Annotated in this window: 15 protein-coding genes, 1 rRNA gene and 4 pseudogenes; 6 read left to right on the forward strand and 14 right to left on the reverse strand. The window is 39.1% G+C overall.

The annotated features are described in order from the left end of the window. Positions 1–2 precede the first annotated feature (2 nt). From HPB14_RS05385 to HPB14_RS05400, 4 genes and pseudogenes are all read right to left on the reverse strand, one after another. Positions 3–641, reverse strand: coding sequence for a biotin--[acetyl-CoA-carboxylase] ligase (locus HPB14_RS05385; protein WP_001224127.1), 639 nt, complete (start codon positions 639–641; stop codon positions 3–5). After that, positions 638–1,549 carry a methionyl-tRNA formyltransferase gene (gene fmt, locus HPB14_RS05390; protein WP_001223531.1) on the reverse strand — a complete coding sequence of 304 codons (912 nt, stop codon included), beginning with the start codon at positions 1,547–1,549 and terminating at the stop codon, positions 638–640. The genes HPB14_RS05385 and fmt overlap by 4 nt, the downstream gene beginning before the upstream one ends. Before the next feature lie 11 nt (positions 1,550–1,560). Continuing rightward, a pseudogene (locus HPB14_RS08180) lies at positions 1,561–4,173 on the reverse strand (TrlF family AAA-like ATPase). Between the two features lie 44 nt (positions 4,174–4,217). Next, positions 4,218–5,510: a DUF2130 domain-containing protein gene (locus HPB14_RS05400; protein WP_001157356.1), complete on the reverse strand. Its 1,293-nt coding sequence runs from the start codon at positions 5,508–5,510 to the stop codon at positions 4,218–4,220. A 168-nt stretch (positions 5,511–5,678) separates the two neighbouring features. Here HPB14_RS05400 and HPB14_RS05405 point away from each other — a divergent pair. Then, positions 5,679–6,128 (forward strand): annotated as a pseudogene (locus tag HPB14_RS05405) (hypothetical protein). A gap of 764 nt (positions 6,129–6,892) precedes the next feature. Here HPB14_RS05405 and HPB14_RS05410 read toward each other — a convergent pair. Beyond that, positions 6,893–8,396, reverse strand: a 16S ribosomal RNA gene (locus tag HPB14_RS05410). Between the two features lies 1 nt (position 8,397). Between HPB14_RS05410 and HPB14_RS08660 the strand changes: the two are divergent. Then, positions 8,398–8,577 (forward strand): annotated as a pseudogene (locus HPB14_RS08660) (hypothetical protein). Between the two features lie 298 nt (positions 8,578–8,875). Here HPB14_RS08660 and HPB14_RS08605 read toward each other — a convergent pair. The 9 genes and pseudogenes from HPB14_RS08605 to valS all read right to left on the reverse strand — a co-directional run bounded on the left by HPB14_RS08605 (position 8,876) and on the right by valS (position 16,870). Continuing rightward, on the reverse strand, positions 8,876–9,061 hold the full coding sequence (locus HPB14_RS08605) for a hypothetical protein (protein WP_000622759.1): 186 nt from the start codon (positions 9,059–9,061) through the stop codon (positions 8,876–8,878). Between the two features lie 74 nt (positions 9,062–9,135). After that, positions 9,136–9,928, reverse strand: a pseudogene (locus tag HPB14_RS08025) (NYN domain-containing protein). 665 nt (positions 9,929–10,593) lie between these two features. Next, the gene (gene rplS, locus HPB14_RS05430) at positions 10,594–10,950 is read right to left on the reverse strand and encodes a 50S ribosomal protein L19 (RefSeq protein WP_000797699.1); all 357 of its coding nucleotides are present in this window, start codon (positions 10,948–10,950) and stop codon (positions 10,594–10,596) included. Positions 10,951–10,971: 21 nt separating this feature from the next. Beyond that, positions 10,972–11,661, reverse strand: a complete 690-nt coding sequence (trmD, locus tag HPB14_RS05435; RefSeq protein WP_000672911.1) for a tRNA (guanosine(37)-N1)-methyltransferase TrmD — start codon at positions 11,659–11,661, stop codon at positions 10,972–10,974. Continuing rightward, positions 11,662–12,216: a ribosome maturation factor RimM gene (gene rimM, locus HPB14_RS05440; protein WP_000254329.1), complete on the reverse strand. Its 555-nt coding sequence runs from the start codon at positions 12,214–12,216 to the stop codon at positions 11,662–11,664. It abuts the gene before it with no gap. Continuing rightward, entirely contained in the window at positions 12,217–12,570 is a 354-nt protein-coding gene (locus tag HPB14_RS05445; RefSeq protein ID WP_001208541.1) for a KH domain-containing protein, read from the reverse strand. It lies immediately after the preceding gene. 16 nt (positions 12,571–12,586) lie between these two features. Continuing rightward, positions 12,587–12,817, reverse strand: a complete 231-nt coding sequence (rpsP, locus tag HPB14_RS05450; protein ID WP_000216122.1) for a 30S ribosomal protein S16 — start codon at positions 12,815–12,817, stop codon at positions 12,587–12,589. Positions 12,818–12,890: 73 nt separating this feature from the next. Continuing rightward, complete coding sequence (gene ffh, locus HPB14_RS05455; protein ID WP_000484721.1) at positions 12,891–14,237, reverse strand: signal recognition particle protein; 1,347 nt, start codon at positions 14,235–14,237, stop codon at positions 12,891–12,893. A 14-nt stretch (positions 14,238–14,251) separates the two neighbouring features. Then, positions 14,252–16,870 carry a valine--tRNA ligase gene (gene valS, locus HPB14_RS05460; protein ID WP_000808145.1) on the reverse strand — a complete coding sequence of 873 codons (2,619 nt, stop codon included), beginning with the start codon at positions 16,868–16,870 and terminating at the stop codon, positions 14,252–14,254. A 151-nt stretch (positions 16,871–17,021) separates the two neighbouring features. Here valS and fliW point away from each other — a divergent pair, with 151 nt between their 5' ends. The 4 genes from fliW (at position 17,022) to hopL (ending at position 24,380) form a co-directional block, all read left to right on the forward strand. Continuing rightward, positions 17,022–17,429 carry a flagellar assembly protein FliW gene (gene fliW / locus HPB14_RS05465; RefSeq protein ID WP_001105859.1) on the forward strand — a complete coding sequence of 136 codons (408 nt, stop codon included), beginning with the start codon at positions 17,022–17,024 and terminating at the stop codon, positions 17,427–17,429. Between the two features lie 11 nt (positions 17,430–17,440). Then, the gene (gene murG / locus HPB14_RS05470) at positions 17,441–18,502 is read left to right on the forward strand and encodes an undecaprenyldiphospho-muramoylpentapeptide beta-N-acetylglucosaminyltransferase (protein ID WP_000666646.1); all 1,062 of its coding nucleotides are present in this window, start codon (positions 17,441–17,443) and stop codon (positions 18,500–18,502) included. Positions 18,503–18,610: 108 nt separating this feature from the next. Continuing rightward, positions 18,611–20,692, forward strand: a complete 2,082-nt coding sequence (hopI, locus tag HPB14_RS05475; protein WP_001178880.1) for a Hop family outer membrane protein HopI — start codon at positions 18,611–18,613, stop codon at positions 20,690–20,692. 22 nt (positions 20,693–20,714) lie between these two features. Further along, positions 20,715–24,380: a Hop family outer membrane protein HopL gene (hopL, locus tag HPB14_RS05480; protein ID WP_000591311.1), complete on the forward strand. Its 3,666-nt coding sequence runs from the start codon at positions 20,715–20,717 to the stop codon at positions 24,378–24,380. Positions 24,381–24,383 lie beyond the last annotated feature (3 nt).

Genomic DNA, 24,383 nt, shown 5'->3' on the forward strand with positions numbered 1-24,383 from the left:
ACTCACATCCTATCATAAATCTTACCTTTAATACAAATGCGGCCGTCTTCTAACAATTCCGCATCTTTCAAACTCATCGCTTCGCCCCAATCATTATGGAAGCTAAAAGAGTTGCTTCTATGAAATTCTAACGCATACTTACTTAAAACTTCCCCCCAAAAAAGATTTTCTTCTATTTTTTTTAAAAAGCCCTCTATAATCAAATCATCGCTCGCGCCAATATCTAAACATGCCCATTTTGTTGAAACCCTATTCACGCCAATGCCGCACACCCGCATGTCTTTATAAACATTAACCAGCACGCCCCCTATTTTTTGATCCTCTAAATACAAGTCGTTAGGCCATTTAAGCCAGGTTTGAGAGCCTAATTCTTTTAAAACTTCTTTAAATAAAAACCCCAAATACAAAGCGTTCGCTTGCATGGGTAAATCGTTAGGCAAATCGCTTGCGTTTAAAGCGAGCGAAAAAGTCAAAGCGCTTTTTGTGCCCTCCCAAATATTCCCCCTACTGCCTATCCCAGCGCTTTGGTTTTTAGCCATAATCAAAACAGGGGCTTTGAGCGCATCGTTTTTAAGTTTTTCTAAAAGATAGGTTTGCGTGGAAGGCAGGCTATCAAAAACCCTTTTTTCACATTTTCTCATGCCAAAATACCGCCTACTTTCAAACGCTTGCCATTCAAATAATCCTTCGCTTTCAAGGGCTTTTTACCCACCGCTTGCAACCTTGCTATACGCACGCTACCCTTCAAACAACCCACAAGAACGCCTTTTTCATCAATTTCTAAAATCTCGCCTTCCTTGTGGCTCTTTTCATTCTCCACCAACTCCACTTCTAAAAGTTTAAGGCTGTTTTCTAAAAAGATTTCTGGCCAACTCTTAAACGCAAGCGATTTTAAAAACAAGCTTTTAGCGTCTTTAAAACCCACTAAACCATCGGCTTTGGTGATTTTTTTACAAAAAGTAGCTTGCGTGTGATCTTGATGCTTTCTTGTGATGGAATGAAAATTTTTGAGCGTTGAAAGAAGTAAATCCGCTCCCATATGCGCTAATTTTAAACTTAAAGCGTCTAAATCCAAATAATCCTCTCTCAAAAAAGAAGCGCTTTCTAAAATATCCCCGCTATCCAATTCCAAATCCATAAGCATGGTGCTTATGCCATAAATCCTATCGTCATTGAGTATCATCTCATGAATGGGCGAAGCCCCCCTGTATTTGGGCAATAACGATGCATGCACATTAATGCAAGGAGCGATGGTTAAAACCTCTTTAGGCAAAATCTTACCATAAGCCACCACCACGATAAAATCAGGCTTCAAGTCTTTTAAAATTTGAACTTCAGGCTCTTTCAAACTTTGCGGTTGGAAAATGGGGATGTTTAAATGATTTTCTAAAATGTATGTTTTAGTCTCTGGGGCTTTCAATTCTTTTTTGCGCCCAAAAGGTTTATCTATTTGAGTGAATAGCCCCACCACTTCTATGTCTTTATCTCCAACCAACGCCCTTAAGATCACTCCAGCAAAACCCGGCGTTCCCATAAATACGATTCGCATGTTACCAACCCTTAATTTTTATCTTTTGTAATACCATACTTTCTTTCTCTATTTTTAAAAGCTTCTTCGCCCCCCTCTAATTTCAATAAATCATCTCTATATCCATCGCTCTCAATCGTAAAAGATTGCGCGATTATCTTATTATTCTCATTTTTTAACTGAATAATTAGCTCTGCATCAGCGTTCAAAACAAAATTAGCGTTATGGGTGGCAAAAATAATTTGTCTTTCTTGTTTCCGCTCTTTGATTAGAGTAACCAAGTATTTAGCGATTAAAGCGCTATCCAAGTGTGCTTCTGGCTCATCAATGATGATAGGGTTATTCCCTAAAGATAAAAGGACAACCAATACAGCAGTGCATCTTTGCCCAAAGGAAGTTTCATTTAAAGCTCTTTTGTCATAACGGACTTCAAAAATTTTATATTTTTCAACATTCCTTAAATGTTTGAGAACGAAAAGCCGATAGATTTGAAAATGACTTTCTCTATCAAATATATCTTTCATGGTTTCATAAAATGTCGCTTTTTTATTTTCAATTAGATTATCAAGCTTTTCTGTAAATTCTGTATGTTGCATACCTATAACACTTTTTAATTCAATTTCTTTTAAATATTCCTTGATTTTTGATTGGTGTCTTTGGATATTAAAACCCTTATCCACCAACTTATCAAAATCCTCAAAAACCCCTTCAAAAACATCTTCATTCAAACGATATTCTATGATAATTGGTTTCACTTCCTTGTGATTTTTTGAAATTTCTTCAAAAACTGAATTGATTTTGTTTAATTCCTCATTGATTTGATTTTTAAATTCTTTAATATTTTTATCAATATCTTCATAAGAAAAACCTTCTATTTTGTTAGCCTTCTCTTTTATTTCACGCTCTAAATCAGCAATGTTCATTTCTATGTTTCCTAAATGGTGATTAGCGTTTCTAATATCTCCTATATTCTCATCGCTCACGCCTTTTTCTTTAAGAAATTCCCCAATCTCTTGTCTCAATACTTCGCGTCCTGATTCTAGCGTCCTTATTTCCTCGTCTTCGCTATTAAAATACCCATTTTTTATATGTTTATCTATTTCTTCAAGTTCCTTACAAATATTTTGTTTGAGTTGGTTATAGACTTTATCATAGCTATTTTTTTCTTTCATGTTTTCTTTTGAATTAAAATTCACAACCCGTTTTAATTCTTCAATAAAAGTCAAAAATCCCTCTTTAGATTGTTTTAAATCAATTAACGCCTTGCGTTTTTCTTACAATTTGTCTTTTTTGTCCAAATAGTTCTTATCTGTAAAAGCATCTATAATGCTTTGGTATTTCTTTCTTATTTTTTCGCTCTCTTTTAGTCGTTCTTCTAGTTTGGTCTTTTCTTGCCAACATGCAATTTGCTCATCAAACTTTTCAATGCCTTTTGTAATTTGCTTTTCTAACTCCTTAAGTCTTCCACTTGACTTGCTATCCATTCTGTTAAAAATAGCCTCTGTGAATTTTGAAACATTAGTTGCAAATTCTTCCACTTCATTTTGAGCCAAATACTCTACGCTATCCACTATGTCTATGTCTGGCTGTATTTTTAAAGACTTTTGAATTGTTTCAAGCCTTAAGCCTTTAACAAAACTTTCCTCTTTAATTGATGAGGCTATCAATTGCAACAAAGTGCTTTTACCACTCCCTCTACCCCCTATCACACAAGTAAAATACGGACTAAAAAATAGCGTTTCATTAAATCCTGCATAACAAAAAGGAGTATCGCCTTTTTCATTGGTGATTTTTACATCTTCATTAAAGTGCAACCCCACACAATCTATCTTATACAAAGGATCTTGAAGTTTCTCTTCATCAATGCTCACTCTTGTTTCTGGCTCATAAATAATTTGTTTTAACCTCTCAAAGGTTTTTTCAGCCTTTATCCAAGTGTATCTTTTCCCTATTTGCTCCTCTTCGTGGGCATCGCTACTCTGTAAGAGAGATTTGTTACATTTAAGCCAAAATTCTCTATCCTTTTTAAGATTTTCTTGGTTATTTGATGAGTGGATTAAAAAATGCGACTTATTAATGATTTTTTGATAGATAGTCTCATTGCGACCACCTTTTCCAAGAAACTCACATTCAATACTGCCGTGCCCTCTTGATAAAAACCCTAGCAAATACTTGCCTCTCAAGTTTAAAGACTCTTCCTCTAAACATTCCAACAATTGATCAAAATTAACTACTGCTTTATTAAAATCATTTTTTTCTAAATCTGCAAGTCTTTTCTCAGTTCCATCAATAGTAGCTTTCATATCTGATAAAAACCTTTTTATATCATCACTTAAGATCTCATCTGAAAAAATAATGTGGAAATCTAAAAACTTATTTTTATTATTCTTATAATCCAACCTAACTTCTAAATTATAAAAAACCTTAATGCCCTCTTTTTCTATTTTTTCTTTTAATTCAAATTCTTCCTTATTAAACTTAAAATAGTTCGTTAATCCAATACAATCAATCTTGCTATCGCATAGTTTTTGTATAAACTCCTCTTCAGAACATTTATATTTCTTATTTAAATTTGTATATGGCGTATGCACATGTAAATCCCATTTATGCCAACTTGAACCTTTACTATGATCTTTATTGCCCATATTTTCTCCTAATATAATACTATCTCAAAAGCACACCACAAAAACTAATCTTCTAAATCTTCCCCATCATACCCAAGCTCTAGCGCTTTCACTTGCCCAATAGCATTACCCGCAATGCCCTTGATAGAGCCATACATGTTAATCGTTCCCTCAAACACTTTTTCAATTTGTTTTTCCCTGCTTTTCCAGATCTTATTCATCGCGCGCTTTTCGCTTTCTAAATCCGCTCTCAATTGCTCAAACCCCTCTATAATCGCATTCACTTGCATAGAAAATTCAGAGCTTGTCAAATAATGATAGAGCAGATTCACTTTATCGCCCTTATTTTCCTGACTTTTTTTAGCCAAACTCACTTGAATAACCCCCTCTCTTAGCACCGCGCTCAACCCCTTAAACTCTTCAAACGAACACACCCACACCCCTTCAAGTAACCCCATCCTCTCCATCTCTTTAGGTAGCGCTTCACTCACAATGACCCCCACATCAGCCCCAATCTCTCGCATGTCGCTTTTAAGCTTTTCCACCCAAGCTTTTTGAAAGTCTTTAGTGCGTTTGCTCTCATAATAAATTTTCCCGCAATTTTGAAATTCCCTAGTATGCACCACCTGAATGCAATCGCCCCCTCTTTGCCCTTTTTTGATTTCTTCAATACTATCTAGGGGGAATTTTTGCTTCAAAAACTCTTCAATCGCTAATTCCTGCACCTCGCCTTGGAGTTGCTGCGAGCTTAACTCCGCCTTTCTTTGAGCGTTTTTCAACTCGTTTCTTAACATTTCTAATTGCTCTTCTTGCTGCTTGAATTTCAATTCATTTTTTTCATGCAAGGCTTTTTCTATTTTTTCCCTTTCCAGATCCAATTTTTCATTCAATTTTTTTTCATTTTCAGCCTTCAATCGGCTCTCTGCTTCGTTATTCTCTCTTTTTAGCCTTTCAATTTCCGCTTCTTTTTGGTGCAATTCCTGGACTTGTTTGGACTTCTCGTCTAATTCTTTTTGCAACAATTCCAAGCCCTTTTGCTGCTCTAAAAAAGCGTTTTTTCTAGCTTCTTCAATGATTTTAGCCCTTTCATCTTGCAAGGCTAACGCGCTCGCTTGTTTGACCGCCTCATCAAATTGAGCCTGTTGCTCTTTTGCCCGCTCTTTTAGGGCCTCTTCTTTTTGCTCTAACATTTTAAGATGAGTATGATATTGCGCTCTTTCTTCATTCATCTCTTTTTCAAACTCTTTTTGTTGGGCTAAAAACCGGCTTTGATTTTCTAGCTCAATCTGTTTGTATAGCGCTTCTCTCACATCAATGAGCGTTTGACACTTGGGGCATGTGATTTGATTTTCTTGCATGATTTTCCTTTAAGATTTGATTTTTTATATTTTATAATAGAATGAGATCAATTTAACTTAAGCAGGTTTTATCCAATAAGTTCAGTAAAATAGGGCTTTAAACAAGGTAAAAAATACCTTTCGCATAAAAACCACATTATAAATAAAAAGAATGAAGAAATTGAGATAATGATCGATCAGTTGCAAGTTGTCCCAAAAGCACAAGTTTTAGAGAACCATACGATGGGAAGAAGTCTTGCATCAGCATTACAAAAGGCATCTATCTCTAGATTCGCATCGGTGCATAGAGTGCCGCTCATCAATCATTTTTTAGAACAAGTTATTCTACAAAGCCCATCTGATGAAAACAAAAATATAAAAACAATTGCTTTTGGAGGTGTTATCAAACTCAATCCACACAATAGAAATCCCTTATTAAAACCCTACAGCGCATTTATTGCGCTTTCTTGTGCTCAATTCCATTATTCGGGCATGCGCCTAGTTGCCCCCTATGAAAACGATTCTATTATTTTTGAGTTATTGCATTGATTTTCAGGCACGCAATTTTGAACGCCAACAACTTGTTCAATTAGATCCGAAGAAATTAAAACTCAAATCCTTGAGCGTTTAAAACTCTAGAAATATAGGGCATTAAAAATCAAAAATAATCCCCACCCCCTTATGATTTTCACTATAAGATAAAACTTCAAACTATAAAAATAAGGCTTTAAACATCAATACTTGATGGGAACGGAGTTTTCAAATCCAAACGCATTCAATTACAATCAGATCAGACCCACCAAAAACACCAAAAGCAAAAATCAAACATTAAGAAATAAGAAACAACAAACAGCAAGCAACCAAAACACATGAAAACAAGGAGAAACAACAAAAGCCATAAGCAGTAAAAAACAAAATCAAGCGATTAAAATCATTAAACATTAAACATTAAAAAAACAAGAAGCAATAAATCTAAACAAAAGAATTAAGAAAGCTCAACGCTAAATCCAACACAACTAGCAAAAAAATTTAAAGCAGCAAACAAGAAAACACTAACTTCAATTGAAGAGCAAAAAACCAAACATTAAAGCATAAGAATAAACAAAGTAAAAAATCAAACACAACAAACAAAAACCATAAGCGATTAAAATCAAGCAAGCAAGAAATAAGATTTAAGAAACCAACACAAGCAAACTAAACACATTAAACATTAAATATAAAAACACTAACAACTAAAAATATAAGTATTAAGAAATAACAAACAATAAGCAAGCAAATATTAAAAACAATCAAGAAGTAAAAAAGAAAGAAAAGCCCAATCTTTCAAAACTAAGCAAAAAAAGTTCTTTTGTCAGGTAATACTCTTGGCTTTTAACAAGCGAATGTTAAAAGCTTTTCTCTAGAAAGGAGGTGATCCAACCGCAGGTTCACCTACGGTTACCTTGTTACGACTTCACCCCAGTCGCTGTGTGTGCCGTGGGCAGTAGCCAATTTAGCATCCTGACTTAAGGCAAACACAACTCCCATGGTGTGACGGGCGGTGAGTACAAGACCCGGGAACGTATTCACCGCAACATGGCTGATTTGCGATTACTAGCGATTCCAGCTTCATGCAGGCGAGTTGCAGCCTACAATCCGAACTGAGAGGTGTTTTGAAGATTGGCTCCACTTCGCAGTATTGCTTCTCTTTGTGCACCCCATTGTAGCACGTGTGTAGCCCTAGGCGTAAGGGCCATGATGACTTGACGTCGTCCCCACCTTCCTCCTCCTTACGGAGGCAGTATCCTTAGAGTTCTCAGCATGACCTGTTAGCAACTAAGAAAGGGGGTTGCGCTCGTTGCGGGACTTAACCCAACATCTCACGACACGAGCTGACGACAGCCGTGCAGCACCTGTTTTCAAGGTCTAGCAAGCTAGACACTCCACTATTTCTAGCGGATTCTCTCAATGTCAAGCCTAGGTAAGGTTCTTCGTGTATCTTCGAATTAAACCACATGCTCCACCGCTTGTGCGGGTCCCCGTCTATTCCTTTGAGTTTTAATCTTGCGACCGTACTCCCCAGGCGGGATGCTTAATGCGTTAGCTGCATTACTGGAGAGACTAAGCCCTCCAACAACTAGCATCCATCGTTTAGGGCGTGGACTACCAGGGTATCTAATCCTGTTTGCTCCCCACGCTTTCGCGCAATCAGCGTCAGTAATGTTCCAGCAGGTCGCCTTCGCAATGAGTATTCCTCTTGATCTCTACGGATTTTACCCCTACACCAAGAATTCCACCTACCTCTCCCACACTCTAGAATAGTAGTTTCAAATGCGGTTCTATGGTTAAGCCATAGGATTTCACACCTGACTGACTATCCCGCCTACGCGCTCTTTACGCCCAGTGATTCCGAGTAACGCTTGCACCCTCCGTATTACCGCGGCTGCTGGCACGGAGTTAGCCGGTGCTTATTCGTTAGATACCGTCATTATCTTCTCTAACAAAAGGAGTTTACAATCCTAAAACCTTCATCCTCCACGCGGCGTTGCTGCTTCAGGGTTTCCCCCATTGAGCAATATTCCCTACTGCTGCCTCCCGTAGGAGTCTGGACCGTGTCTCAGTTCCAGTGTGTCCGTTCACCCTCTCAGGCCGGATACCCGTCATAGCCTTGGTAAGCCATTACCTTACCAACAAGCTGATAGGACATAGGCTGATCTCTTAGCGATAAATCTTTCCCCCGTAGGGAGTATCTGGTATTAATCATCGTTTCCAATGGCTATCCCAAACTAAAAGGCACATGACCTATGCGTTACTCACCCGTGCGCCACTAATCAGCATTCTAGCAAGCTAGAAGCTTCATCGTTCGACTTGCATGTATTAGGCACGCCGCCAGCGTTCACTCTGAGCCAGGATCAAACTCTCCATAAAAGTGTTTGTCCTAAAGCTCTTTTGTTTTTTGATAGGCTGTTGTTATTCCTAACAACAGCTTTAGCGTATCACAAGAACTCGTTTTATTTGATTATTGAATAAAACGGGTTGTGTTCTTAAGTATTACAACAACAAAACAGAAAGAAACTTTTTAAAAAGGTTTAGCCAAACGCTAACCTAAAAATACTCTCATGCCATTCAGTCATCAATCATAATGATATAATCATCATAATCAATGAAATTGATTGGCACTGGTTGGATAAGAATTTCTTATAAAAGAATGAAAGTTATAAAAACCCTCACTCTATTTAGTCAGTCATTACTTACTTTGTTTTAGAATATCCCTTTAAAAAGAACTTCTATCAATTTGCTTAGTTTTCAAAGATCGTTTGCTTTAAACAGCTATCCTTGTAAGGTATCAAGCGGCTTTTCAAAAGCCCTTGCTGAAACAAGGAAATGAAAGTATAGTCATAGAAAGCTTAAGGTTTGCTTAAATTATAAAAATTTTTGACAGAGTAGGTTAAAATTTTAAAACGATTGGGTTTTGAGAAATCTAAATACCGCCAAAAACACGCACGCATTCCCCATAAAACCACTATTATAGGCGCTAATTTATCTCTGTTTTCAAAAATCACTCCATAATAGAGAGCAAAAAATGAAATCATGGATTAGAAAAAATCCGCTTAAGCTAACCCTTTTAAAATGGGCACTTTTTTGTCCCCTTGGTGGGGGGATCGTGTTAGTTCTTCTTAAAGAGTTGGTCTTTAAGTAAGCTGTTAAAAGGCTCGTTGGGGGAAAAGTTCTTTTTCTTGGGGGTGTACTGATTTTTTGGCAAGTTATCTACAATGTCAGTGACACTGCGTTCTCTCACATTGCAAGACTTCTTCAAGTCTGAAGGGACAGAATTGGGACTTTCTTGAATGTTAGCAATGAAGACTTCAAAGCCTTTCTCCCAAGCGGCTTCTAACACAGGCACAAAATCAGTATCCCTGCTGAACAGCAAAATACACCCTCCTTGTTTGGTGCAATACAGCTTGGTAATATCGTGCACCAACAGCGCATCAACTTGTTTTTGACGCAACTTTAAGTAAGGTATGAAAATCTTGGCTTCTAGACCATTATAGACTTCTTATGTCTTCGAACTTATATACGAATTTGAACATTACCCGCCCGACTCGTAATTTCACTTGATTTTGTTGGGCGATCGCATGGTTGAAAGATTGGATAATCCCTGATTTATTCACTCTTTCCTCATAATCTTTGGGATTCTTCTCTTTATACTTTTCAAGTTCTTCGTTTTTATTGCCCCTAATTCTGGGCTCGGCTTCTGTGAAAGGCTCAGAAACATAAAAATAGATCCGCTTCAATTCCTCTTCAGGCTCCAAAAACGAACGGATTAGCGCTAAGAGTTGATCGGGATTGTTGAAATTAAAATTAGGCTCTTTTAAACGCTCATCCGTTTCTTGGATTGCTTTCAAATCAGCGAGAAGATTTTCCCAATCCACAAAAATCGTGGTTTCAGTTTTTTCCATGCTTTCTCCCAAAATATGAATTTTGCCATAAGGGTTGAGTATAGCATGGGGATTTAAACATGCCTTGTTTTTTAAAAAAAATAAAAGTTCTGTTAAAGTTCTGTTCTCATCAAACAGACACCAAAAGCCTTAATTAATTTCTTTCATTTTTTAAAAACTTTATAGTAAAATTTTCTTGAGAATATGAGGGGATATTTCGCGCTTTAATGTTCTTTCAAACCCTTTAAATCCCCCTTAACCTGATCGCTTTTTTTAAGGAGTCATCGTTCAACTTGCGTCAAGTTTTTTGTATTTTGATGGTAAAAAACGCTTTTTAACCTTTTTTAAAATTTGACAACCAACGCCCCATTAAAAACAGAGCCAAAAATTCAGTTTAATAGACAGCAAGCTAGAAAAGAAGTTATCTAGAAAAGAAGCAATTAAAGCTTTGCCTTGAAAAAACGAACGCCAACGCTAAAAAGAGTTTAGAGTTTTAAAAAAAGTTGGTGGTAAAAACTAAAATAAAAACTAAAAAGGGATTAAAAAACTCTTTTCAAGCCAATCCAATCCATTGAAAAAGTTTTACGCTAATTTTAAGAGAAGCGGTTAAAAAACGGATTTCAACCCCTAAAGAGTGTTTTACCCATCAGCATTGATTGAAGCATGACAGATAAAAAGCCTTAAAGTTAATGGCGGACTTCTTTAATCCTTGCTGCCTTACCTCTCCTATCGCGCAAATAGTAGAGCTTCGCGCGACGCACCCTACCCACACGCAACACCTCAACGCTCGCCAAACTTTCGCTATAAAAAGGGAAAATTTTCTCCACGCCGATATTGTTAGCCCCTATTTTACGCACGCAAAAAGTCTTATCCACGCCATTGCCTCTAATCGCAATGCACACGCCTTCAAAATACTGAGTTCGTGTTTTTTCGCCTTCTTTAATGGTAATACCCAATCTCAAAGTATCGCCGGCCTTAAATGCTGGCATGGTCTTGTCTTTTAACTGAGCGTCTTCAAACTGCTGAATGTAGCGGTTTTTCATGTGTTTTCCTTAATGTCAATTTCATGATTTGTGCTGTTTGAATAAATCAAGGCGGTAGAATTTTGTCCTTAATTTTGACAAATCAAGTTTTAGTTGCTTGATTTTAGCATGATTTCCTTTAGAATATTCTAAAGGGGCAGGGATTTTATTGATTTCTTTGGATTTAAAAACAGCGTTAGCGAAATTAGGGGCTTCCAAATAATGGTTTTCAAAGCTCTCATTTTCTAAAGATTGGGCGTTACCCAAAACCCCTTGAATGTGGCGAGCGATACTATCTATCAAGCACAACGCCCCAAGCTCGCCCCCTGTTAAAATAAAATCGCCTATACAAAAAACTTCATCAGCGCTCAATTCAATAGAGCGTTCATCAAATCCCTCATAACGCCCGCACACCAAAACGACATGCTTTTTTTGAGCCAAACGCATCGCGTCTGTTTGCTTGAAAGGCTTGCCCACCGCGCTTAAAAAAATCGTGTGTTTAGGGTTTTTAACAGAATGGAGCGCGTTTTCTACCATCTCAGGGTCTAAAATTTGCCCCGCACCCCCACCAATGAGCGTGTGATCCGCTTTTTGATATTTATTAGCGCTAAAATCTCTAAGGTTTAACACTTCCAATTCAAAAAGATTTTTTTCTAACGCTCTTTTTAAAATAGAATCTTCAAAATAAGGCAAAATGAGCTGCGGGAAAAGGGTTAAAACGCTGAATTTCACTCAACTATTCTCTAAAAGCGTTTTAGCGTTATGGGTGGTTATTTTTTTGTCTTGCAAAAGGATTTCTTTGATATAAAAATCCCTATAAGGGATTAAAAAAATCTTAGCCAAACCTTTTTCAACCAAGTTCAGCGTGGTTTCAACCATGAAATAATCTGTTTGAGAAATCCTTTGGATTTCTATGACTTTTCCTAGAATCTCGTTTTCTTCCACCACGCTAAGCCCTACTAAATCGCAATAAAAAAACTCGCCCTCTTTTAAAACACAGAGTTTTTTACTCTCTACTTCGCTCATAAAAAGCCCTAAATTAGTCAGCTCTTTAGCTTTTTCAGGCGTGTGGATAGTTTCTAAAAATAACAAATTTTTAGCATGTTCATAAGAATGGATCACATAGTCTTTAAAAGAAGAAGCGTAAGAGAAAGCGTTGGTTGGAGCGACGCTCACCTTAACGCCCTTTTTTAAGCACTCCGGAAAATCGCTCTCTAAATGAAGCTTTAGCCCCCCATTAAGCCCCACGCTTTTACCAATCCTACCCACTAAAAGCATAGAAACCATTCAAGGCGTTTGATCGCCTAAAGCATGGGGATTTTTATCGCTATTTTTATCGTTATTGGCAAAAACAACAATCTTATAAGAAAACCCATCTTTGGCTTTCACACCAGAAACAAATGCCTTAATCGCGCTCACCATTTTGCCCTCTTTACCAATCACATGCCCCATGTCTGATGGGTGGGTATAAATAGTGATTTGCTTGACTTTATATTCTAAAAGCGTGTACTCTACGCTCAAAGCTTGCGGAAAAGAAACAACCTTTTTTAAATATTTTTCTAAAAAAGTTGCCACACAATACGAATAGTCCTTGCATTCAGCTTGAGAAAAAGGCGTGTTCAAAGGATCTAATTCGCGCATTTAGTCTCACAAAACCTTAGGCTTTTTGAGAAAGTTTTTCCACCCTCTCGCTCATTTTAGCCCCCACGCCTTTCCAATAATCCAAGCGCTCCTTATCAATCTTAATATCTTTAGGCTCGCTTAAAGGGTTGTAATACCCAATGGATTCAATCCAACCCCCATCTCTTCTTTTCCTGGAATCGGTTACCACCACCCTATAAAAAGGCTTTTTCTTTCTCCCAATGCGCGTGAGTCTAATGACTGTCATTACAAAAATCTCCTAAAATATTCGTATTAAATTTGAGATTATACAACAAAAGTGCCTAAAACATGCTTAAAAGTTAGCGCATTTTAGGGGGCGTTTGATTTTTAGCCTGACTCATTAGATTCATCAAATCGCTAATACCCTTTTTATTCGTTAAGCGTTTAGCCATTTTGCTCGCTTGATCAAAGCGTTTGATAATGCGGTTGATTTCAGACACTTCTAAGCCGCTCCCTAAAGCGATCCTTTTTCTTCGGCTGCCGTTTAAAATCTCGGGGTTTTCTTGCTCTTTTTTGGTCATGGAATTGACCATAGCCTTGATTTTTTTCACTTCTAAAGAACTTTCTAAATCCGTGTCTTTTAGCGCGCTTGCCATATTCCCTAAACCTGGAATCATAGAGATTAGAGAACTCATAGAGCCTAATTTTTTCACTTTTTCAATTTGGTTTAAAAAATCGTTGAAAGTGAATTGCCCTTTTTTGAGCTTTTTGCTTAAGTCTTTGGCTTCATTAGGGTTTAGAACGCTGGCGGTTTTTTCAGCGAGCGAGACAATATCTCCAGCCCCCATCAAACGCCCCACAATCCTTTCAGGCACAAACACATCTAAATCAGGGATTTTTTCCCCGCTCCCAATAAACCGCAAGGGTAAGCCCAATTGATAAGTGATGCCTAAAGCGATACCCCCTTTAGAATCGCTATCAAATTTGCTTAACACCACCCCACTCACGCCTATTTCTTCATTAAAGGTGTTCGCGCTTTTGACCCCATCTTGCCCGCTCAATGCGTCTGCAACATACAGCACTTCATGGGGGTTTAAGACTTCTTTGACTTCTTTTAATTCTTGCATAAGCTCTTTATCAATGGCTAAACGCCCCGCGCTATCCACGAGCAAAACGTCAAATTGTGCTTCTTTAGCCCTTTTTAAAGCGTTGTTGGCGATTTCTTTCACGCTTTTATTTTCTTCGTAAAACACTTCCACGCCCACCTGTTCACCCAAAACCTTTAATTGCTCCACTGCCGCTAAGCGTTGCAAATCGCATGCACATAAAAGCACTTTTTTATTTTTGGTTTTTAAATAATGAGCGAGTTTAGCGGTCGTGGTTGTCTTACCGCTCCCTTGCAAACCTGCCATTAAAACCACAGTGGGGGGCGTTTGAGCGAAAGTGAAACCACTGCTCCCTTTAGCGCTTAAAATTTCTAACAAACTCTTTTCTAAAGCGTCTAAAAATTGCTGCTTACCGATGCCACTCGCTTTAGTCTGGCTTTCCACTTTTTTGAGCAATTCTCTAGCGACTTTATGATGCACATCGTTTTTTAAAAGCGTTTTTTTCAATTCGTCTAACGCTCTGTCTAGCGCTTTTTCATCATCTTGAAAGCGGATTTTATTGAGCGCGTTTTTAAACCCATCGCTTAATGCTTGAAACATTTTCTATCCTTTGATTATGGTTGTTCTAACAAATCCAATTCTTGCTTGATCTTACCCTCTTTTTCTAAAAGCGTTTTTAAGCTCTCTTTGGCTTTTTCTAGCACGCTTTTAGGCGCGTTTTTGACAAAATTTTCATTGTGCAAATTGAGTTTTAGTTTTTCTTTTTCCAGTTTTTCTAGCTGCTTTTTTAAACGAGCAATGAGCGGGCTTAAATCAAGATTTTCTAAATCCGCATAAGTCTGGCAAAATTCACCCACATCGCTCACGCTTTTTAAAGGCTTGAGAGCTATCACGCTGACCTTTTCTAATTTCGCTAATTTTTGGGCGTAAGTTTGCAAACGCTCTGTGTTTTCTATTTTTTCCCTTAATCCCACGCTCGCTTCTTTTAAAACAATCGGTGGGGTTTCTAGCATGATTTTCAAACGCCTTAAAGACACGATGCAATCTTTGATCACTTCAAATTCATGCTCTAGTTTTTCATCTTGCGCCAAATCTTTAGGGTAAGGCATGACCATAATAGAATGAGTGTTTTCTAGCTCCGTGTTACTGAGCTTGTGGTATAAAGACTCGCTAATAAAAGGCATGAAAGGGTGCAAGAGTTTTAAAGCTTCTTTTAACACGCTCCCTAATTCGTCTATCGCTTCATTTTCCACTTTAGAAAATTCAATGAACCAATCGCAAAATTCCCCCCACAAAAAGCGGTATAACAAAGTCGTGGCGTCATTAAAACGATAATTATCTAAAGCGTTACGAACCTCTTTAGTAACAAGATTCAAGCGCGATTTCGCATAACGCCCCAAAGGCGTTTGGTATTCGTTCAAATATTCTTTATCTTTGAAAGATTCTTGTTTGAGCTTCAAGTAACTCGCTGCATTAAAAAGCTTGTTAGCGAAATTCTTGTTATTTTCTAAATGCGTAATAGAAAGCTTGATGTCCCTACCCGTAGCGCACAAATTGGCTAAAGTGAAGCGCAGGCTATCCGCGCCGTATTTTTCTATCATCTCTAAAGGATCGATCACATTACCTTTAGATTTGCTCATTTTTTCACCCTTTTCGTCCCTAACCAAGGCGTGCAAGTAAATGTCTTTAAAGGGCAATTCGCCTAAAAGCGACTCGCTGCAAAAAAGCATCCTAGCCACCCAAAAAAAGAGAATATCAAACCCGGTAATGAGCGTGGTGTTAGGGTAGAAATCTTTCAAATCGCTTTCATTAAACAAACCGCTTTTTTCTTGCCCCCACCCTAGAGTGGAAAACGCCCATAACCCTGAACTAAACCATGTGTCTAGCACATCTTTATCCTGCTCTAATTTTTCACTCTTGCAAGTAGGGCAATTTAAGGGAGCATCAAGGCTTACGAACTGGTGGTTATTCTCGCAAGTAAACACCGGTATTTGATGCCCCCAAAACAATTGCCTGCTGATACACCAAGGGCGTAATTCCCTCATCCAAGCGTTATAATTGTTGATCCAATTAGAGGGGTAAAATCGCGCCAAACCTTGTTGGATTTTCTCAATAGAACTTTGAGCGATTTCAGGCTTGACAAACCATTGCTTAGACACATAAGGCTCTACCACATTATGACAACGATAGCAATGCCCCACTTGATGCGTGTGTTCTTCTATTTTTTCCAATAAGGCGTTTTCTTTTAATCTTTCTACGACCTTATCTCTAGCTTCTAATCGTTCTAAATTTTCAAACTCCCCGCAATGCGCGTTTAAAATCCCCTTTTCATCAAAAATTTTAATCATTTCCAAATGGTGGCGTTTGCCCACTTCGTAATCGTTAAAATCATGCCCAGGGGTAACTTTCACACACCCTGTGCCAAACTCCATTTCCACATGCGCATCAGCGATAATAGGGATTGTGCGATTAATTAAAGGCAGGATCGCTTTTTGCCCCACTAAATGCTTGTACCTCTCATCGTTAGGATTGACCATAAGCGCGCTATCGCCAAACAAAGTTTCAGGGCGCGTGGTGGCCACCACCAAATAATCTTTTTGATTTTCTAAATAATATCTAATATAATACAATGCCCCCTTACGCTCTTCATACTCCACTTCAATATCGCTCAACGCCCCGTCTTTAGTGCACCAATTCACCATGTAATTATCTTGAACGATGAGACCTTGTTCATACCATTTCAAAAACGCCAATTTGACCGCTCTTTGCAAGCCCTTATCCATCGTGAAACGAGTCCTAGAAAAGGCCGCGCTCACGCCTAAATGCTTCATTTGCTCTAAAATCGCTCCCCCGCTCTTTTCTTTCCATTCCCACACTTTTTTAATGAACTCTTCACGCCCTAAATCTTCTTTTTTAATCCCTTGACTTAAAAGCTGCTTTTCCACAACATTTTGCGTCGCAATGCCGGCGTGATCCAACCCGGGCTGATACAAAGTCTTATACCCGTCCATGCGTTTGTAACGCGCTAAAATATCTTGCAAGCTTAAAGTTAGGGCATGCCCTATGTGTAAAATACCGGTCACATTAGGAGGGGGCATCATCAAGCAAAATCGTTTGTTTTTTTCTTGGATTTTTTCATTGCCATTGATTTCAAAATACCCCCTGTGAGAGCAAATTTCATAAATCTTTTTTTCTATTTCTTTAGGTTGGTAAGTGGTGGGTTCTTGTTTCATTATTTTCCTAAATTTTCCTAAATTATCTTAAAATAGAATGTTCCTTAAAAAATGGTTGGTTTTTGGAACGCCTTTTGCTTTTACGCTTTTAATTGTTGCGTATTTTTTCAAAATTATACAACAAAGCATTTAAATTAAAAAGGATAGTCCAGTGAATTACTTTTTAAAAGCCCCTATTTTAGGATTTGAGCATATCAATGAAGTGCGTTTGGAAAAAATTGATTCCTTATTCAGCCGATTGGTTAGTCAAACGAACTCGCCCATGGCGTTGGATATGGTCTTAGTGAATCCCTATTGTTTGAGGGAATACAGCTTTGTGATACCCAAATACATAGAATTACTGCTAGAATTAGATTCTCATTCCAAAGTTGAGGTGTATTGCGTGGTCGTGTTGCAAAAAAATTTAGAAGATTCTATGGTTAATTTCTTAGCCCCCTTAGTGTTTAATTCCAAAAATGGCTTTGGCGCTCAAGTCGCACTTTCTATGATGGATTATCCGGATTTTGGCTTTAGGGATCCTTTAAAAAGCTTTGTGGTTAAAGAAAGAGAACGAGCTTAAGGGTTTTTAGCATGAAATTCGCTCTCACAGGGGGAGGTACAGGGGGGCATCTCTCTATCGCTAAAGCCTTAGCTATAGAATTAGAAAAGCAAGGCATAGAGGCTATTTATTTAGGCTCCACTTACGGGCAAGATAGAGAATGGTTTGAAAACAGCCCCTTATTTAGCGAACGCTATTTTTTTAACACGCAAGGCGTGGTCAATAAAAGCTTTTTCAAAAAAATAGGCTCTTTATTTTTGCAAGCTAAAGCCGCATTTAAGGCTAAAGAAATCTTAAAAAAACACCAGATCACGCACACCATTAGCGTGGGAGGGTTTAGTGCAGGGCCGGCGAGTTTTGCAAGCTTACTCAATAAAATACCCCTTTATATCCATGAGCAAAATGCGATTAAAGGCTCTCTTAATCGCTACCTTTCCCCCAAAGCTAAAGCGGTGTTTTCAAGCTACGCTTTTAAAGATAAGGGAAATCATGTTTTAACCTCCTATCCCGTGCAAAACGCTTTTTTTGATTTTGCTAGGACTCGCACGGAAATCAAGCACATTTTATTTTTAGGCGGTTCGCAAGGGGCAAAAGCGATCAATGAATTCGCTTTATTAAACGCTCCCAAACTCACCAAACAAGGGATTAAAATCACGCACATTTGCGGCCCCAATTCTTATGAACAAGTGCGTTTTTTTTACCAGGAATTGGGGCTGTTGGACAAGGTAGAATTGTTTGCTTTCCACAATAATATCACAGAAGTCATGCATAGAGCGGATTTGTGTGTGAGCCGAGCGGGTGCTAGCAGCGTGTGGGAATTGTGCGCCAATGGCTTACCCACGATTTTTATCCCCTACCCTTTTGCGAGCAATAACCACCAGTATTACAATGTCTTAGAATTTGAAAAAGAAAACTTGTGCTATGTCGTGCCTCAAAATGAATTGTTACCTAAAAAACTCTTTGAAGTCATTAGAAAGCTCAATCAAAAAGACGATCAAGGCAATAAAAACCTCACCACTATCAGCAACAAATTGCAACAAAAAATCGCTAAAAACGGCGCAAAAACCATTATTGAAACGATTTTGAGCGCCTAAAATAGCCCATTTTAATCAACAATTAAGCGACTAACCATTAAACTTAAGCGATAAATAAGATAAAATTTAGGATAGCTCAAATCTTTATAAAAAGAAAAGGATAACCCTTTGCAAAACTTTATTTTTAATAAAAAATGGCTTATCTATTCTAGCCTACTCCCCTTGTTTTTTCTCAATCCCTTAGCGGCAGAAGATGACGGGTTTTTTATGGGGGTGAGTTATCAAACTTCTTTGGCCGTTCAAAGGGTGGATAACTCAGGGCTTAACGCCAGTCAAGCCGCATCCACTTATATCCGCCAAAACGCTATCGCTCTAGAATCTGCAGCAGTGCCTTTAGCCTATTATTTAGAAGCGATGGGCCAACAAACGAGGGTTTTAATGCAAATGCTCTGCCCTGATCCTTCTAAAAGATGCTTGCTTTATGCGGGGGGTTATCAACAAAACGCCCAAAATGGCGATACAGGCAACAACCCCCCAAGAGGCAATGTCAATGCCACTTTTGATATGCAATCTTTAGTCAATAATTTAAACAAGCTCACCCAACTCATCGGCGAGACTCTACTCCGTAACCCTGAAAATCTTTCTAACGCCAAAGTTTTTAATGTCAAATTTGGCAATCAAAGCACTGTTATTGCATTGCCTGAGGGTCTAGCCAATACCATGGACGCTTTAAACAATGATATTACCAACGCTTTAACCACGCTCTGGTATAACCAAACCTTAACGAATAAATCTTTTAACAGCGGTAATTCCGTGAATTTTAGCCCTGAAGTCTTGCAACACCTTTTACAAGACGGCTTAGCCACAGCCAACAACAATCAAACCATTTGCAGCACTCAAAACCAATGCACCGCCACTAATGAAGCTAAATCTATCGCTCAAAACGCCCAAAACATCTTCCAGGCCTTGATGCAAGCAGGGATTTTAGGGGGCTTAGCGAATGAAAAACAATTTGGCTTCACTTACAACAAAGCCCCTAATGGCAGTAATTCCCAACAAGGCTACCAAAGCTTTAGCGGCCCGGGTTATTACACCAAAAATGACAGCACGCAAGCCCCCTTAAAAACCTTGCCCGCTGGAGCGACAATTGGATCAGGCAATGGCCAATACACCTACCACCCTAGCTCGGCGGTCTATTATTTAGCCGATAGCATCATCGCTAATGGCATTACCGCTTCTATGATTTTTTCAGGCATGCAAAATTTCGCCAATAAAGCCGCTAAACTGACAGGCACTTCAAGCTATAACCAGATGCAAGATGCGATCAACTATGGGGAAAGCTTGATTAGTAACACCGTAGCGTATGGGGATTTCATCACCAATTGGGTCGCCCCCTATTTGGATTTAAATAATAAAGGTTTGAATTTCTTGCCTAGCTATGGGGGGCAATTGAATGGCGCTAATCATCAAACCCCACAATTAACCCCACAACAAGCCCAACAAGAACAAAAAGTGATCATCAACCAACTAGAGCAAGCCACAAACGCCCCCACCCCTGCACAAATAGACAAAATCTTAGCCAACCCCTATTCCCCCACGGCAAAAACTTTAATGGCTTATGGGCTTTATCGCTCTAAAGCAGTGATTGGTGGGGTGATTGATGAAATGCAAACTAAAGTGAATCAAGTCTATCAAATGGGCTTTGCTAGGAATTTTTTGGAGCATAACTCTAATTCTAATAACATGAACGGCTTTGGCGTGAAAATGGGCTATAAGCAATTCTTTGGCAAAAAGCGCATGTTTGGGCTTAGGTATTATGGCTTTTATGATTTTGGTTACGCTCAATTTGGCTCAAACCCCTCTTTAGTGAAAGCCACTCTCTCTAGCTATGGGGCAGGCACAGACTTTCTTTATAATGTTTTCACCCGAAAAAGGGGGACTGAAGCGATAGATATAGGTTTTTTTGCCGGTATCCAACTGGCAGGGCAAACCTGGAAAACGAATTTTTTAGATCAAGTGGATGGCAACCATCTTAAGCCTAAGGACACTTCTTTCCAATTCCTTTTTGATTTGGGCATAAGGACTAATTTTTCCAAAATCGCTCATCAAAAAAGATCCCGTTTTTCTCAAGGGGTAGAATTTGGCCTTAAAATACCGGTGCTTTATCACACCTATTACCAGTCAGAAGGCGTTACAGCGAAGTATAGAAGAGCCTTTAGTTTTTATGTGGGCTACAACATAGGCTTTTGATTAAACAAAATAAGGGAAAAATATGATAAAAAAAGCTAGAAAATTCATACCACTCTTTTTAATTGGCTCCCTCTTAGCTGAAGACAATGGCTGGTATATGTCTGTAGGCTATCAAATCGGTGGCACGCAACAATTCATCAATAACAAACAACTTTTAGAAAATCAAAATATCATCAACAGCGTAACCCAAAGCGCGATCAATATTGCAGGGCCTACTACCGGTTTAATCACTTTAAGCTCTCAAAGCGTCATTGACGCTTTAGGCTATGGCGTGAGTAACACGGTGGGCAACCAATTAGAGGGCATTTCTAATATCCTGAATCAAATTGGCAAAAGAAAAGACTTTTATTCTAGCCGTCAAATCTCTAGCATTTCCCAACAAATCATAGGGCTTAAAGGAAGCTCTGACCCCTTAAAAGCCCACTCTTCACAAATCACAGCCAAACTCCTTTCCAACACCCAGAGCGCGTTTGATGAAGGCATCGCGCTAAGCACTAACATCATTAGCTCTATCAATAGCCTTAATCCCAGCAACAACACCCAAGAAGTCAAAGCCCAGCTCCAAAACACCGCGCAATCCATGACAGAATTATTGCAACAAATTGAACACAGCATCACTAAAACCACTAGCACCACTTACGCGCAATCCTTGCTCACCAACCTAACCGATGCGGTGAACGCTTCTAGCAATAATACCGCTTATGTGAGCGCTCTTGTTAACGCTTTAAACACTTTAGGGGTGGGGGTTTTCCCCACCACAACCTCAACGCATGTGGTGTTAAACCCACCGGGACAAGTCGTATTCTATCCAACTAATTCCCTTTTAGGCTCCACTTCTTCAAACAGCAACAACCAACAACAATACAACAACACCCTTTTAATGAACACCTTACAAGGGGAATTAAGCGCTAATAATCAAAATAACCCCAATGGTTGCACCAATCAAGTCCAGTGTTTAGAGCAATTCATCCAAAATTTAGCCCCTTTAGCCGCAACCCCCACTTCAAACAACCAGGCCAACCAGCAAGTCAAAGCCATCGCTCAAAAGCTTCAAAGTGTGGCTATCAACGCTTTAGACAACAATGCGATCAACAACACCACCTATAATTTAAACAACTTGCACAACGCTTTGAATTTCCAAGCCTATGAAAGCACGATAGAACAATACAATAACGCTTTAAAACAAATTTCTTGGATTAGTTTCACTGAGCCTAAAAACTTGCTCAAAAACACTTCCAATAACTACCAAATCGGCACCGTTACCAACGCTCAAGGGCAAAATATCAGCGCCTATGATTGCGCAAGCGCTACCGGGAGTATTACTAGCAGTGCTTCTAGCGGGATTTCATGCTCAGCCACAAGCTCCACAAATGGCTCTACAAACAGCACAAACAGCTTTGACAATTCTTTAGTCGCTACCTCCAAAGTCCAAACCATAGGAGGCAAAGAGCAGATCGGCGTGAATTCTTTTAACCTTGTTTCTCAAGTGTGGAGCGTTTATAACTCTTTAAAAACTTCAGAAGCCAATTTGAAAAACAACGCCAAAATATTATGCAACAATGGATCGCCATCCGGGACAAGCTCATGCAATAGCTCTTCGGGGGGTTTGAGCATCAGCGGGAACGCCCAATTGCAAAATATTTTAAGCTCTACTAATGGGACTACCACTCAAGCTAAAAGCAACGCTCCCAAAAAAGCAATGGTGGTGGTGAATAATGAAGAAGAAGCTAAAACGACTAATTTAGCTCAAAATAGTGGGCCAACCACTCAATCTCCTAACAGCACGGTGATGGGAGCTTTAAACACCGTGTTGCAAAATGTCAGCAATTTCCAACAAAGCATTCAAAGCGCTTTTCAAAACCAAGAAAATAATATCCAAGCTTGGGCGAATGCGATTTATAACCCTAATGGGAGTCAATCGCAAGAGATGACACCTAACAATAACCAAGATTTACGCATCCAATTGAGAGCGAATTTCTACCAGCTCATCAATACCATTAACCAGCAAGTGCCTACAGACATGAGTGCTTTAATCGCTCAAAGCCAACAAACCCAACAAACAAGCGGATCAGCAACAAACAATAACAATCCATGCAGTAATGGTAATGGAACCGGTAGCACCAACTGGTGCTATCAGCAATGGTCCGATTCTAAGGCTTATTACAGCGGGTTGCAAAGCGCTTTAGGGTATCAAACACAAGCGACAACTCAAAGTGGGAACAATGGTGGGAACAGCATCACCTACAATGTCCAACAAATCACGCTCACTAGTGGTGGTTTGCTCAATAATATCATTTCATCTCTTAAGAGTTTTAGCAGTAGCGGAAATAATGGGGGTAATGGGAATGGAAACATCAACACAGCCTACCAGATGCTCACAGACGCTAGTGATGGGAAGTTGGGAACTTATACTAATAATGCCTACCAAACATGCAATAGCGGGAGCAATGGAACGAGTGGGAACAATTGCTACACCCCTAGCAAAACACAAAACGCCACCACCGCAACCACCGCAACCGACAGCAATTTACAAAAAGTCTATAATGACGCCCAAAAAATAGCCAACATTATCGCTAGCTCTGGGAATAATAAAGGCGTTGAAAACGGCTTAAAACAATTCTTTGAAGCGCTAAAAAGTAATAGCAACAGTCTCAGTAATTTGTGTGGTAATAGTAGTAGCGGTAGTAGCTCTACTTGCTCCGGTGGGCTTATCAACCTTTTAGGGGCAATCCCCACAAACGGGGTGAGCGATACGAATAATTTAATCCATTTGCTCACTGAATTTATTAAGACTGCCGGGTTTATCCAAAATAATGATAATAACGCTAGTAATGAGAGTCTCAAAAGCGCTTTTCAAGCCATTACGAGTGCTATTTCTCAAGGGTTTCAAGCCTTACAAAACGATATTAGCCCTAATGCGATTTTAACCTTGCTCCAAGAGATTACTTCTAACACCACCACGATCCAAGCGTTCTCGCAAACCTTACGGCAGCTTTTAGGGGATAAGACCTTCTTTATGGTGCAACAAAAGCTCATTGATGCGATGATTAACGCCAGAAATCAGGTTCAAAACGCGCAAAATCAAGCCAATAACTACGGCTCTCAACCCGTTTTAAGCCAGTATGCGGCCGCTAAAAGCACCCAACACGGCATGAGCAACGGCTTAGGGGTTGGCATAGGCTATAAATACTTCTTTGGTAAAGCGAGAAAATTAGGCCTTAGGCATTATTTTTTCTTTGATTACGGCTTTAGTGAAATAGGCCTAGCCAATCAAAGCGTGAAAGCGAATATCTTTGCTTATGGGGTAGGCACGGATTTTTTATGGAACTTGTTCAGGAGGACTTACAACACTAAAGCGTTGAATTTTGGGCTGTTTGCTGGGGTCCAATTAGGCGGTGCGACTTGGCTTAGCTCTTTAAGGCAACAAATCATTGACAATTGGGGGAACGCTAATGACATCCATTCAACGAATTTTCAAGTGGCGCTGAATTTTGGGGTGCGCACCAACTTTGCAGAGTTCAAGCGTTTTGCTAAGAAGTTCCACAATCAAGGGGTTATCAGCCAAAAGAGCGTGGAATTTGGGATTAAAGTGCCTCTCATCAATCAAGCGTATTTGAGAAGTGCTGGGGCTGATGTGAGTTATAGGAGGCTTTATACTTTCTATATCAATTACATCATGGGGTTTTAAAAA

The sequence above is a fragment of the Helicobacter pylori HUP-B14 genome, from assembly GCF_000259235.1.
GTDB classification, from domain to species: domain Bacteria; phylum Campylobacterota; class Campylobacteria; order Campylobacterales; family Helicobacteraceae; genus Helicobacter; species Helicobacter pylori_CU.